At 56.1% G+C, this 13,719-nt stretch carries 10 protein-coding genes, 2 tRNA genes and 3 rRNA genes; 6 read left to right on the forward strand and 9 right to left on the reverse strand.

The annotated features are described in order from the left end of the window. Positions 1–7: 7 nt before the first annotated feature. From rrf to gmhB, 6 genes are all read right to left on the reverse strand, one after another. Positions 8–123: ribosomal RNA gene (gene rrf, locus ACP3TA_RS00505) — 5S ribosomal RNA — on the reverse strand. A 99-nt stretch (positions 124–222) separates the two neighbouring features. Then, positions 223–3,130: ribosomal RNA gene (locus ACP3TA_RS00510) — 23S ribosomal RNA — on the reverse strand. Between the two features lie 206 nt (positions 3,131–3,336). Further along, a tRNA-Ala gene (locus ACP3TA_RS00515) sits at positions 3,337–3,412 on the reverse strand. Positions 3,413–3,450: 38 nt separating this feature from the next. Further along, positions 3,451–3,527 (reverse strand) — tRNA-Ile (locus tag ACP3TA_RS00520). A gap of 74 nt (positions 3,528–3,601) precedes the next feature. Continuing rightward, positions 3,602–5,143 (reverse strand): 16S ribosomal RNA (locus ACP3TA_RS00525). Together the 16S, 23S and 5S rRNA genes with 2 tRNA genes alongside form the textbook arrangement of a ribosomal RNA operon. A gap of 393 nt (positions 5,144–5,536) precedes the next feature. Then, positions 5,537–6,100 carry a D-glycero-beta-D-manno-heptose 1,7-bisphosphate 7-phosphatase gene (gmhB, locus tag ACP3TA_RS00530; RefSeq protein ID WP_025304009.1) on the reverse strand — a complete coding sequence of 188 codons (564 nt, stop codon included), beginning with the start codon at positions 6,098–6,100 and terminating at the stop codon, positions 5,537–5,539. A gap of 188 nt (positions 6,101–6,288) precedes the next feature. On the opposite strand from gmhB, the gene metN reads away from it, so the two are divergent. The 6 genes from metN (at position 6,289) to proS (ending at position 11,875) form a co-directional block, all read left to right on the forward strand. Next, positions 6,289–7,320 (forward strand): methionine ABC transporter ATP-binding protein MetN, encoded by a 1,032-nt coding sequence (metN, locus tag ACP3TA_RS00535; protein WP_004932012.1) that lies wholly within the window; start codon positions 6,289–6,291, stop codon positions 7,318–7,320. Beyond that, positions 7,313–7,966: a methionine ABC transporter permease MetI gene (locus ACP3TA_RS00540; protein WP_004932010.1), complete on the forward strand. Its 654-nt coding sequence runs from the start codon at positions 7,313–7,315 to the stop codon at positions 7,964–7,966. Before metN ends, ACP3TA_RS00540 begins: the two co-directional genes overlap by 8 nt. Before the next feature lie 39 nt (positions 7,967–8,005). After that, on the forward strand, positions 8,006–8,821 hold the full coding sequence (locus ACP3TA_RS00545) for a MetQ/NlpA family lipoprotein (RefSeq protein WP_033644900.1): 816 nt from the start codon (positions 8,006–8,008) through the stop codon (positions 8,819–8,821). Positions 8,822–8,935: 114 nt separating this feature from the next. Next, positions 8,936–9,340: an Rcs stress response system protein RcsF gene (gene rcsF / locus ACP3TA_RS00550; protein WP_025304011.1), complete on the forward strand. Its 405-nt coding sequence runs from the start codon at positions 8,936–8,938 to the stop codon at positions 9,338–9,340. Further along, the gene (gene tsaA / locus ACP3TA_RS00555; protein ID WP_033644898.1) at positions 9,337–10,044 is read left to right on the forward strand and encodes a tRNA (N6-threonylcarbamoyladenosine(37)-N6)-methyltransferase TrmO; all 708 of its coding nucleotides are present in this window, start codon (positions 9,337–9,339) and stop codon (positions 10,042–10,044) included. Before rcsF ends, tsaA begins: the two co-directional genes overlap by 4 nt. Positions 10,045–10,156: 112 nt before the next feature. After that, positions 10,157–11,875 (forward strand): proline--tRNA ligase, encoded by a 1,719-nt coding sequence (gene proS, locus ACP3TA_RS00560; RefSeq protein ID WP_033644896.1) that lies wholly within the window; start codon positions 10,157–10,159, stop codon positions 11,873–11,875. Between the two features lie 68 nt (positions 11,876–11,943). Here proS and nlpE read toward each other — a convergent pair whose 3' ends face one another. From nlpE to ACP3TA_RS00575, 3 genes are read right to left on the reverse strand one after another with little or no spacing between them, the layout of a single operon-like run. Continuing rightward, positions 11,944–12,627, reverse strand: coding sequence for an envelope stress response activation lipoprotein NlpE (nlpE, locus tag ACP3TA_RS00565; RefSeq protein ID WP_089197369.1), 684 nt, complete (start codon positions 12,625–12,627; stop codon positions 11,944–11,946). 29 nt (positions 12,628–12,656) lie between these two features. Beyond that, a complete protein-coding gene (gene arfB / locus ACP3TA_RS00570; RefSeq protein WP_060660319.1) occupies positions 12,657–13,070 on the reverse strand; it encodes an alternative ribosome rescue aminoacyl-tRNA hydrolase ArfB in 414 nt (137 codons plus the stop codon). A 3-nt stretch (positions 13,071–13,073) separates the two neighbouring features. Next, on the reverse strand, positions 13,074–13,622 hold the full coding sequence (locus ACP3TA_RS00575) for a YaeQ family protein (RefSeq protein WP_033644891.1): 549 nt from the start codon (positions 13,620–13,622) through the stop codon (positions 13,074–13,076). Positions 13,623–13,719 lie beyond the last annotated feature (97 nt).

A 13,719-nucleotide genomic window follows, 5' to 3' on the forward strand; every position in this document is an offset into this window, starting at 1 on the left:
GTTTGATGCCTGGCAGTGTCCTACTCTCGCATGGGGAGACCCCACACTACCATCGGCGCTACGGCGTTTCACTTCTGAGTTCGGCATGGGGTCAGGTGGGACCACCGCGCTATTGCCGCCAGGCAAATTCTGTTTCATTCCAACCGCTTCACTTCCATGAAGCCATCAGAACCAATCTCGGAACGTCGCTGAAAATCTCTCTAAAAACACCTTCGGTGTTGTAAGGTTAAGCCTCACGGATCATTAGTACTGGTTAGCTCAATGCATCGCTGCACTTACACACCCAGCCTATCAACGTCTTAGTCTTAAACGTTCCTTCAGGGACCTTAAAGGCCCAGGGAAGACTCATCTTGAGGCAAGTTTCGCGCTTAGATGCTTTCAGCGCTTATCTTTTCCGCACTTAGCTACCGGGCAATGCCATTGGCATGACAACCCGAACACCAGTGGTGCGTTCACTCCGGTCCTCTCGTACTAGGAGCAACCCCTCTCAATCTTCCAACGCCCACGGCAGATAGGGACCGAACTGTCTCACGACGTTCTAAACCCAGCTCGCGTACCACTTTAAATGGCGAACAGCCATACCCTTGGGACCTACTTCAGCCCCAGGATGTGATGAGCCGACATCGAGGTGCCAAACACCGCCGTCGATATGAACTCTTGGGCGGTATCAGCCTGTTATCCCCGGAGTACCTTTTATCCGTTGAGCGATGGCCCTTCCATTCAGAACCACCGGATCACTAAGACCTACTTTCGTACCTGCTCGAGCCGTCACTCTCGCAGTCAAGCTAGCTTATGCCTTTGCACTAACCTCACGATGTCCGACCGTGATTAGCTAACCTTCGTGCTCCTCCGTTACTCTTTGGGAGGAGACCGCCCCAGTCAAACTACCCACCAGACACTGTCCTCACCCCAGATTATGGGGCCGAGTTAGAACATCAAACATTAAAGGGTGGTATTTCAAGGATGGCTCCACGCAGACTGGCGTCCACGCTTCAAAGCCTCCCACCTATCCTACACATCAAGGCTCAATGTTCAGTGTCAAGCTATAGTAAAGGTTCACGGGGTCTTTCCGTCTTGCCGCGGGTACACTGCATCTTCACAGCGAGTTCAATTTCACTGAGTCTCGGGTGGAGACAGCCTGGCCATCATTACGCCATTCGTGCAGGTCGGAACTTACCCGACAAGGAATTTCGCTACCTTAGGACCGTTATAGTTACGGCCGCCGTTTACTGGGGCTTCGATCAAGAGCTTCGCCTTGCGGCTGACCCCATCAATTAACCTTCCAGCACCGGGCAGGCGTCACACCGTATACGTCCACTTTCGTGTTTGCACAGTGCTGTGTTTTTATTAAACAGTTGCAGCCAGCTGGTATCTTCGACTGGCTTCAGCTCCATCCGCAAGGGACTTCACCTACATGCCAGCGTGCCTTCTCCCGAAGTTACGGCACCATTTTGCCTAGTTCCTTCACCTGAGTTCTCTCAAGCGCCTTGGTATTCTCTACCTGACCACCTGTGTCGGTTTGGGGTACGATTTAATGTTACCTGGAGCTTAGAGGATTTTCCTGGAAGCAGGGCATCAACTACTTCTGCACCGTAGTGCATCGTCATCACGCCTCAGGGTTAGTATGCAACCGGATTTACCAGGTCACACCCCCTACACGCTTAAACCGGGACAACCGTCGCCCGGCTAGCCTAGCCTTCTCCGTCCCCCCTTCGCAGTAACACCAAGTACAGGAATATTAACCTGTTTCCCATCGACTACGCTTTTCAGCCTCGCCTTAGGGGTCGACTCACCCTGCCCCGATTAACGTTGGACAGGAACCCTTGGTCTTCCGGCGAGCGGGCTTTTCACCCGCTTTATCGTTACTTATGTCAGCATTCGCACTTCTGATACCTCCAGCAACCCTCACAGGCCACCTTCAACGGCTTACAGAACGCTCCCCTACCCAACAACGCCTAAGCGTCGCTGCCGCAGCTTCGGTGCATGGTTTAGCCCCGTTACATCTTCCGCGCAGGCCGACTCGACCAGTGAGCTATTACGCTTTCTTTAAATGATGGCTGCTTCTAAGCCAACATCCTGGCTGTCTATGCCTTCCCACATCGTTTCCCACTTAACCATGACTTTGGGACCTTAGCTGGCGGTCTGGGTTGTTTCCCTCTTCACGACGGACGTTAGCACCCGCCGTGTGTCTCCCGTGATAACATTCTTCGGTATTCGGAGTTTGCATCGGTTTGGTAAGCCGGGATGGCCCCCTAGCCGAAACAGTGCTCTACCCCCGAAGATGAGTTCACGAGGCGCTACCTAAATAGCTTTCGGGGAGAACCAGCTATCTCCCGGTTTGATTGGCCTTTCACCCCCAGCCACAAGTCATCCGCTAATTTTTCAACATTAGTCGGTTCGGTCCTCCAGTTAGTGTTACCCAACCTTCAACCTGCCCATGGCTAGATCACCGGGTTTCGGGTCTATACCTTGCAACTAATCGCCCAATTAAGACTCGGTTTCCCTACGGCTCCCCTATACGGTTAACCTTGCTACAAAATATAAGTCGCTGACCCATTATACAAAAGGTACGCAGTCACACCACGAAGGTGCTCCCACTGCTTGTACGTACACGGTTTCAGGTTCTATTTCACTCCCCTCGCCGGGGTTCTTTTCGCCTTTCCCTCACGGTACTGGTTCACTATCGGTCAGTCAGGAGTATTTAGCCTTGGAGGATGGTCCCCCCATATTCAGACAGGATGTCACGTGTCCCGCCCTACTCATCGAACTCACGACCTGTGCATTTTAGTGTACGGGGCTATCACCCTTTGCTGCGCGACTTTCCAGACGCTTCCACTAACACACAAGCCGATTCAGGTTCTGGGCTCCTCCCCGTTCGCTCGCCGCTACTGGGGGAATCTCGGTTGATTTCTTTTCCTCGGGGTACTTAGATGTTTCAGTTCCCCCGGTTCGCCTCATGCCACTATGTATTCATGACATGATAGTGTGTCGAAACACACTGGGTTTCCCCATTCGGGTATCGCCGGTTATAACGGTTCATATCACCTTACCGACGCTTTTCGCAGATTAGCACGCCCTTCATCGCCTCTGACTGCCTAGGCATCCACCGTGTACGCTTAGTCACTTAACCTCACAACCCGAAGATGTTTCCATCGTTCGCGCTGCAAACATTTGAGAGACTCTATGACAGGTTACTCTTCATCCCAGTACATCTACGGAGGGATAAATTTCAGCCGTCATGTTTCAATTTTCAGCTTGTTCCAGATTGTTAAAGAGCAAAATACTTCGCAGCATACTGTCGCCAATATACTCTGAAGTATTCAATACCGGACTATATGGTGGAGCTAAGCGGGATCGAACCGCTGACCTCCTGCGTGCAAGGCAGGCGCTCTCCCAGCTGAGCTATAGCCCCATACAGTCACGTGCAGTACCTTTTCCACTTACAAGAAGTGGTAGGCCTGAGTGGACTTGAACCACCGACCTCACCCTTATCAGGGGTGCGCTCTAACCACCTGAGCTACAAGCCTATAAAGGTATTTCTGCTCGTTACTTTCTATCAGACAATCTGTGTGAGCACGCCACTCGAACTAATATCTTTAGGTAAGGAGGTGATCCAACCGCAGGTTCCCCTACGGTTACCTTGTTACGACTTCACCCCAGTCATGAATCACAAAGTGGTAAGCGCCCTCCCGAAGGTTAAGCTACCTACTTCTTTTGCAACCCACTCCCATGGTGTGACGGGCGGTGTGTACAAGGCCCGGGAACGTATTCACCGTAGCATTCTGATCTACGATTACTAGCGATTCCGACTTCATGGAGTCGAGTTGCAGACTCCAATCCGGACTACGACGTACTTTATGAGGTCCGCTTGCTCTCGCGAGGTCGCTTCTCTTTGTATACGCCATTGTAGCACGTGTGTAGCCCTACTCGTAAGGGCCATGATGACTTGACGTCATCCCCACCTTCCTCCAGTTTATCACTGGCAGTCTCCTTTGAGTTCCCGGCCGAACCGCTGGCAACAAAGGATAAGGGTTGCGCTCGTTGCGGGACTTAACCCAACATTTCACAACACGAGCTGACGACAGCCATGCAGCACCTGTCTCAGAGTTCCCGAAGGCACCAATCCATCTCTGGAAAGTTCTCTGGATGTCAAGAGTAGGTAAGGTTCTTCGCGTTGCATCGAATTAAACCACATGCTCCACCGCTTGTGCGGGCCCCCGTCAATTCATTTGAGTTTTAACCTTGCGGCCGTACTCCCCAGGCGGTCGATTTAACGCGTTAGCTCCGGAAGCCACGCCTCAAGGGCACAACCTCCAAATCGACATCGTTTACAGCGTGGACTACCAGGGTATCTAATCCTGTTTGCTCCCCACGCTTTCGCACCTGAGCGTCAGTCTTCGTCCAGGGGGCCGCCTTCGCCACCGGTATTCCTCCAGATCTCTACGCATTTCACCGCTACACCTGGAATTCTACCCCCCTCTACGAGACTCTAGCTTGCCAGTTTCAAATGCAGTTCCCAGGTTGAGCCCGGGGATTTCACATCTGACTTAACAAACCGCCTGCGTGCGCTTTACGCCCAGTAATTCCGATTAACGCTTGCACCCTCCGTATTACCGCGGCTGCTGGCACGGAGTTAGCCGGTGCTTCTTCTGCGAGTAACGTCAATTGATGAGCGTATTAAGCTCACCACCTTCCTCCTCGCTGAAAGTGCTTTACAACCCGAAGGCCTTCTTCACACACGCGGCATGGCTGCATCAGGCTTGCGCCCATTGTGCAATATTCCCCACTGCTGCCTCCCGTAGGAGTCTGGACCGTGTCTCAGTTCCAGTGTGGCTGGTCATCCTCTCAGACCAGCTAGGGATCGTCGCCTAGGTGAGCCATTACCCCACCTACTAGCTAATCCCATCTGGGCACATCTGATGGCAAGAGGCCCGAAGGTCCCCCTCTTTGGTCTTGCGACGTTATGCGGTATTAGCTACCGTTTCCAGTAGTTATCCCCCTCCATCAGGCAGTTTCCCAGACATTACTCACCCGTCCGCCGCTCGTCACCCGGGGAGCAAGCTCCCCTGTGCTACCGCTCGACTTGCATGTGTTAAGCCTGCCGCCAGCGTTCAATCTGAGCCATGATCAAACTCTTCAATTAAAAGCTTGATTTGCTTCCACTCGAGAAGCGATGCTCAAAGATTTACTGCATGAATTTTACTTCAGTTAGTCACTCTTCAAGACTTGATATTTTTTTGCATCCGAAGATGCTGGATATCGTCTTGTGGAGTGCCCACACAGATTGTCTGATAAATTGTTAAAGAGCAGTGAGTTAGGCGCTTTCGCTTGCTAACTCGAGGTGGCGTATATTACGCTTTCCTCTTTCAGAGTCAACCCTAATTTTCAGGATTTTTTCTCTGCGACCCCCGGAGACTCTGTGAAGTTGTTCACATGTTCCGTGTCGATGGAGGCGCATTATAGGGAGCCGGTTCAGAATGACAAGCGATAATCTGCATTTTTTATCTGACCGCTCACTATTCATTCGTAACGCCTATTAAACCCGCTTTTTGATGGCTGCCGGCAGGTCCGCCAGGCTGTTTAGCACCCAATCGGCCAGCTTTTCGCCCTGCTCCGTCACCGGCTTGCCGGTACGCACCAGCACCTTGGTGCCGACGCCGGCCGCGATCGCCGCCTGCATGTCTTCCGGTTTATCACCCACCATATAAGAAGCGGCCATATCGATGTTCAATTCCTGCTGCGCTTGCAGCAACATGCCCGGCTGCGGCTTACGGCAGTCGCACACCTGACGATACTCTTCTACTGCCGCCTCCGGATGATGCGGGCAGAAATAGATGCCGTCGAAGTCGACGTCGCGATCGGCCAGCGACCAGTCCATCCACTCGGTCAGGTACATAAACTGGTCTTCGCTGAACTTGCCGCGCGCAATGCCGGACTGGTTGGTCACCATCACCAGCGCGAAGCCCATCTTTTTGAGCTCGCGACAGGCGTCGATCACGCCGTCGATAAAGTGGAAGTTGTCGATTTCATGGACATAGCCATGGTCAACATTAATCGTGCCGTCACGATCGAGAAAAATTGCTGGAACGCTTTGTGTCACCGCTTTGCTCCTGAGGGCCTGTATACGCTAACAGTATCGCATGTTTTACCCCACGCTGAGAACGCCGGAGAACGTCGTTGGTCATTGACTTAGACGTCTAGACGCCTTAACATCTGAGGCATACCTTGGTTCCACGCCGAGGTTTACTTTTATCTAGCCACGGGCAACCACGCTAAAATAAGAAGAATATGATTAAACTTTCTAACATCACTAAAGTGTTCCAGCAGGGTTCGCGCACCATTACCGCGCTCTCTGACGTGACCCTTCACGTTCCTGCCGGGCAAATCTATGGCGTCATCGGTTCCTCCGGCGCCGGTAAAAGCACGCTGATCCGCTGCGCCAACATGCTTGAGCGCCCCACCTCCGGCCAGGTGCTGGTCGATGGCCAGGATCTGACGTCTCTGTCAGAAAGCGAACTGACGCGCGCCCGTCGCCAAATCGGCATGATCTTCCAGCACTTTAACCTGCTCTCTTCCCGTACGGTGTTCGGCAACGTGGCGTTGCCGCTGGAGCTGGACAATACGCCGCGCGCCGAGATCAAAAAGCGCGTGACCGAACTGCTGGAACTGGTCGGCCTGGCGGACAAGCACGACGCCTACCCGGCCAACCTGTCCGGCGGCCAGAAACAGCGTGTGGCGATCGCGCGCGCGCTGGCCAGCAACCCTAAAGTGCTGCTGTGCGACGAGGCCACCAGCGCGCTGGATCCGGCCACCACCCGTTCCATCCTGGAACTGCTGAAAGACATCAACCGCCGTCTGGGCCTGACCATTCTGCTCATCACCCATGAAATGGACGTGGTGAAACGCATCTGCGACCAGGTCGCGGTCATCAGCCAGGGGCAGCTGATCGAAAAAGACAGCGTCAGCGAAGTGTTCTCGCACCCGAAAACGCCGCTGGCCCAACAGTTCATTCAGTCCACGCTGCATCTGGATATCCCGGACGACTACGCCGCGCGCCTGTCGCCGGAGCGTCAGGGCGACCGTCAGCCGCTGCTGCGCCTGGAGTTCACCGGTCAGTCGGTCGATGCGCCGCTGCTGTCTGAAGCCGCTCGCCGCTTCAACGTGAACAACAACATTATCAGCGCCCAGATGGATTATGCCGGCGGCGTGAAATTCGGCGTGATGCTGGCGGAGCTGCACGGCAGCGACGAAGACGCGCTGGCAACGATTAAGTTCCTGCAAGAAAATCAGGTAAAAGTAGAGGTTCTGGGTTATGTCTGAGGCAATGATGTGGTTGATGGCGCGTGGCGTGTGGGAAACCGTCATGATGACCTTTGTCTCCGGCTTTTTCGGTTTCGTGCTCGGCCTGCCGGTAGGCGTGCTGCTGTATGTCACCCGCCCGGGGCAGATCATCGCCAACAATTCGCTGTATAAAATCCTGTCCGGGCTGGTGAACATCTTCCGTTCCATCCCGTTCATTATCCTGTTGGTTTGGATGATTCCGTTTACCCGCATGATCGTCGGCACCTCGATCGGTCTGCAAGCGGCGATCGTGCCGCTGACCGTCGGTGCCGCGCCGTTCATCGCGCGCATGGTGGAAAACGCCCTGCTGGAGATCCCGTCCGGTCTGGTGGAAGCGGCGCGCGCCATGGGCGCCACGCCGATGCAGATCATCAAGAAAGTGCTGCTGCCGGAGGCCCTGCCGGGCCTGGTCAACGCCGCGACCATCACCCTGATCACCCTGGTGGGCTACTCCGCCATGGGCGGCGCGGTCGGCGCCGGCGGCCTGGGCCAAATCGGTTACCAATACGGTTATATCGGTTATAACGCCACAGTTATGAATACCGTATTAGTATTACTGGTAGTTTTGGTTTATCTGATCCAATTCTGCGGCGATCGCATCGTCAAAGCCGTTACCCATAAATAGTTTCACAGCATATTAATGCGAGTCTAATGAGGAAGGGATATGTCGTTAACATTTAAATCCATCGCGACAATTGGCGCACTGATCGGCACTCTGGCTCTGGCGGGCTGCGGCCAGGATGAAAAGAATCCAAACCACATCAAGGTCGGCGTGATCGTCGGCGCTGAACAGCAAGTGGCCGAAGTGGCGCAGAAAGTGGCGAAAGAGAAATACGGTCTGGACGTTGAGCTGGTCACCTTCAACGACTACGTGCTGCCTAACGAAGCGCTGAGCAAAGGCGATATCGACCTGAACGCCTTCCAGCACAAACCGTATCTGGATCAGCAGATCAAAGATCGCGGCTACAAGCTGGTGCCGGTCGGCAACACCTTTGTTTACCCGATCGCCGGTTACTCCAAGAAAATCAAATCGCTGGACGAGCTGAAAGAGGGTTCTCAGATCGCACTGCCGAACGATCCGACCAACCTGGGCCGTTCGCTGCTGCTGCTGCAGAAAGTCGGTCTGATCAAACTGAAAGACGGCGTTGGCCTGCTGCCGACCGTACTGGACGTGACCGAGAACCCGAAAAACCTGAAGCTGGTTGAGCTGGAAGCCCCTCAGCTGCCGCGCTCTCTGGACGATCAGCAGATCGCGCTGGCGGTGATCAACACCACCTATGCCAGCCAGATCGGCCTGACGCCGGCGAAAGACGGTCTGTTTGTGGAAGATAAAGACTCGCCTTACGTCAACCTGCTGGTTGCGCGCGAAGATAATAAAGACGCGGAAAACGTGAAGAAATTCGTTCAGGCCTACCAGTCTGACGAAGTGGACGCCGCCGCCAACAAAATCTTCAACGGCGGTGCCGTGAAAGGCTGGTAAGCGCTTATTCACCAATTTTATTCCTATAATTGCAAGACGGGCCAAGGCCCGTCTTGTTATTTCCGCCATAGATTGCTTCAATAGCGCCACTTTCATTAAGGCAGAGGAATCTCAATGCGTGTTTTACCTCTCTGTTTGTTAGCGCTCGCGCTGGCCGGATGTTCATCGCAACGTATCGCGCCATCCTCAACAAACAGCACCAGCAAGCCGACCACGACCGCCCCGGCCAAGACCACGCCGGCCGCCCGCCCCGCTCCGGTAAAACTGTATAAAAGTGCAGAAGAACTCGTGGGTAAACCATTCCGCGATCTGGGTGAAGTGTCCGGCGAATCGTGCCAAACCACCGTACAAGACTCCCCACCGAATCTGGCTACCGCCCGTAAACGCATGCAAATCCGTGCGTCTTACATGAAGGCCAACGCCGTGCTGCTGCACGACTGCCAGATTGTCAGCGGCGTCGCCGGTTGTTACCAGCAGGCCGTTTGCCAGGGCTCGGCGCTTAACGTCTCGTCTAAATGACCGAATTCGTTTTTGAGCAGATCGGCGTGATCCGCTCGCCGTATAAAGAGAAATTCGCCGTGCCCCGCCAACCGGGGCTGGTCGAAGACGGTGGCGGCGAACTGCTGCTGCTGCCGCCTTACAACCAGGCGGAAGCGGTTCGCGGTCTCAGCGATTTCAGCCATCTGTGGGTGATGTTCATTTTCCATCAAACCATGGAAGGCGGCTGGCGCCCGACGGTACGCCCACCGCGTTTAGGCGGCAATGCCCGCATGGGCGTGTTCGCCACCCGCTCCACCTTCCGCCCCAACCCGCTCGGCATGTCGCTCATTGAGCTCAAAGGCGTACGGGTGAAAAACGGGGAAGTGGCGCTGGAACTGGGCAGCCTCGATCTGGTCGACGGCACCCCGGTGGTGGACATCAAGCCTTATCTGCCGTTCGCCGAGAGCCAACCGCAGGCCCGCGCCGGCTTTGCCCAGGCCGCGCCCGCCGGCGATATGCCGGTGCGTTTCGCGCCGCAGGCGGAACAGCAGCTGCAGCAACATCAGGCGCGCTACCCGCAATTAAGGCGTTTTATCAGCCAGGTGCTGGCACAGGACCCCCGTCCCGCCTATCGTAAAGGAGAGGACGTCGAACGGGATTACGCCGTCTGGCTGCTGGATTTCAACGTGCGCTGGCGCGTCGTGGACGGCCACACCGAAGTGCTGTCGCTCGACCCGCGTTAAAATTCCGCCGCCTCTCTTTTGGCGACCCGCTCGCGCTGGTAAACTAAATCACTTTTTGGCCGCCACTCTGGCAGCCCGATGCAATTTGCAGTTCTAACGGAACCAAAACACCATGCGTACTAGCCAATATCTGCTCTCCACTCTGAAGGAGACACCTGCCGACGCCGAAGTGATCAGCCACCAGCTGATGCTGCGCGCCGGGATGATCCGCAAGCTGGCCTCCGGTCTTTACACCTGGCTGCCGACCGGCCTGCGCGTTCTGAAAAAGGTTGAAAACATCGTTCGCGAAGAAATGAACAATGCTAACGCGATCGAAGTGTCCATGCCGGTGGTTCAGCCTGCCGACCTGTGGCAGGAAAGCGGCCGTTGGGAGCAATACGGCCCCGAGCTGCTGCGTTTCGTCGACCGCGGCGACCGTCCTTTCGTGCTGGGCCCGACGCATGAAGAAGTGATCACCGATCTGATCCGCAACGAGATCAGCTCGTACAAGCAGCTGCCGCTGAACTTCTTCCAGATCCAGACCAAGTTCCGTGATGAAGTGCGCCCACGTTTCGGCGTGATGCGTTCCCGTGAGTTCCTGATGAAGGATGCCTACTCCTTCCATACCTCGCAGGAGTCTCTGCAGGAGACTTACGACGCGATGTACGAAGCGTACAGCAAAATCTTCAGCCGCATGGGCCTGGATTTCCGCCCGGTGCAGGCCGATACCGGCTCGATCGGCGGCAGTGCGTCGCACGAATTCCAGGTGCTGGCAGACAGCGGTGAAGACGATATCGTGTTCTCCACCGGTTCCGACTTCGCCGCCAACATCGAGCTGGCGGAAGCGGTCGCTCCGGCAGCGCCGCGCGCGGCGGCCAGCGAAGAGCTGCGCCTGGTGGATACGCCAAACGCCAAAACCATCGCCGAGCTGGTCGAGCAATTCCAGCTGCCGGTGGAAAAAACCGTGAAGACGCTGATGGTGCGCGCCACCGAAGAGAGCGGCCATAAACTGGTCGCCCTGCTGGTGCGCGGCGATCACGAGCTGAACGAAATCAAGGCCGAGAAGCTGGCGCAGGTTGCCGCGCCGCTGACCTTCGCCACTGAAGAAGAGATCCGCGCCATCGTCGGCGCCGGCCCGGGTTCCCTCGGCCCGGTCAAGCTGCAGATGCCGGTGGTTGCCGACCGCAGCGTAGCGGCGATGAGCGACTTTGGCGCCGGCGCCAACGTCGACGGCAAACACTACTTCGGCATCAACTGGGAGCGGGATCTGCCGCTGCCGCAGGTGGCCGACATCCGTAACGTGGTGGAAGGCGACGCCAGCCCGGACGGTCAGGGCACGCTGCTGATCAAACGCGGCATTGAAGTGGGCCATATCTTCCAGCTCGGCACCAAGTATTCGGAAGCGATGAAAGCTACCGTACAGGGTGAAGACGGCCGCAACCAGGTGCTGACCATGGGTTGCTACGGCATCGGGGTGACGCGCGTCGTGGCCGCCGCCATCGAGCAGAACCACGACGAACGCGGCATTATCTGGCCGGACGCCATCGCGCCGTTCCAGGTCGCTATTCTGCCGATGAACATGCACAAGTCGTTCCGCGTGCAGGCGCTGGCCGAAGAGCTGTACAACACCCTGCGCTCCCACGGCATCGACGTGATCCTCGATGACCGCAAAGAGCGCCCGGGCGTGATGTTCGCGGATATGGAGCTGATCGGCGTGCCGCACTCTATCGTTATCGGCGACCGTAACCTCGACAACGAAGAGATCGAGTACAAAAACCGCCGCGTCGGCGAGAAGCAAATGATCAAAACCGGTGAAATCGTTGATTTCCTGCTGGGCCAGATCAAACGCTAAACACCGAGCGTCAGCGAATAAAAAACCCGCCTAGGCGGGTTTATTTATGTCCATGGGGACAGGGGAAGTTAGTTGTTGCTGCAGCTTTTACTGCGGTCGAACGCGATTTTACCGTCCGGCACCACCGCCTTCTCTATCTGCCCCTCTTCCATCGACGGCTGCACGCTGAAGTGCGCGTTGAAAGTCAGAAACACCGGCTCACCGGCATCCTTATTGGCTTTGGCGTAACCTTGCTCCAGCGCGATGTTGTTATCCACCGGGAACGTGATGCCGGTGGCGCAATCTTTGAACACCGCCGCGTCGGCCATATAGGTGTAGCTGCCTTTCATCACCATCGGCGTTTTAGGCAATGGCTTCTCGACCGGCTCCAGACGATAATTCAGCTTGGAGGCGATCGGCGCGCCGCTGCGATCCAGCATCTCAAGACTCTTGCCCACCGGGCGGAAGTAGCGTTTTTCCCCGGTGCTGTCAGTCAGCACCAGCTTATCCGCGGTGCGCGCCCATTTGCCGTAGTCGGCGAAGGTCTGATCGCCGTCTTTGGTGCCGCGATAAGTTTCCTGCAGCACAAAGGTGCCGTCCTCATCCAGGAACAGCGCCGTATCCAGCCCGCCGCAATCGGCGCAAGGCAACAGCCCTTGATAACTCTGCGGCATCGCCTGCAGCGGTTGTTCCTTCGGTTGATAATGATTGTTGCATCCCAACAACGAGAGTGCGCCTGCCGCCAAGAACAGGGCTACCGTAATTTTCTTCACAGTTATTCTCCTACTGTGTTCATGTATTCCTAAGTGCGAACCTTGCCACGCAGCGCCTTGGTGGCGCCCTTACGCGCCTTGCCTTCCAAACGGCGCAATTTTGCCCCTTTGGTCGGCTTGGTCGCCTTGCGCGTTTTTTCCACCACCATCGCCTGCTGAATCAGCGCGACCAATCTGGCCAACGCCGCTTCGCGATTCAATTCCTGACTGCGATACTCTTGCGCCTTGATAATCACTACGCCATCAGCGGTAATGAGATGATGATTCAGCGCCAGCAGCCTTTCCTTATAATACTCTGGCAGGCTGGATGCCCGGATGTCAAAGCGCAAATGGATCGCCGTTGAGGTTTTGTTCACGTGCTGGCCACCCGCGCCCTGCGCGCGGATCGCCGTCAATTCCAGCTCATTATCCGGTATGGCTACGTTTCTTGACAGTTCCAGCACCGGTCACACCTGTGCCTGCTGCCACTCGGCAAACTGGATTTCCAGACTATTCTGAGCATCAGACAGCCAAATAGTTCCCTCCTGCAGCGTTGCCTGCAGCGTCATGGTGCGGCTGGCCAGCGCCGTCAGGCGCGCCAGCTGTTCGTCATCGAGGAAGCGCACGCTCAGGTTCTTGTAGCCGGCCACTTTTCCCTGCATCGCCTGCCACCAAACGTGCGCGGCGCGCTCGCCGTAAGCGTACAAGACCACGCGCGGCGACTGGTTGCAGGCCTTGCGGATGCGTTTCTCGTCGGGCAATCCCATCTCGATCCACATTTCCAGCCCGTTGTGGTCGTTGCGCTGCCAGATCTCCGGCTCGTCGTCGGCGCTCAGCCCTTTGGTGAACACCAGCCGCTCGTCGGCGTGGCAGATCCAGGCCAACAGGCGCAGCATCATGCGTTGCTCATTTTCGGACGGGTGTTGCGCCAGCGTCAGCGTGGCGTCGTGGTAGAAGTGACGATCCATATCAGCAATATTGACCGCGGCTTTATAAATGGTTGCTTTCAGCGCCATGGGTGACCTCGTTATTATCCGGCGACAGTGTACTTGATCAGGGCCAAACCCCGCCAGCGCGGCCAGGCTGCGGCAGTGCGAAAGGCGTGCCGGGGTG

Source organism: Serratia sp. 2C06, from assembly GCF_050037615.1.
Classification (GTDB): domain Bacteria; phylum Pseudomonadota; class Gammaproteobacteria; order Enterobacterales; family Enterobacteriaceae; genus Serratia; species Serratia ureilytica.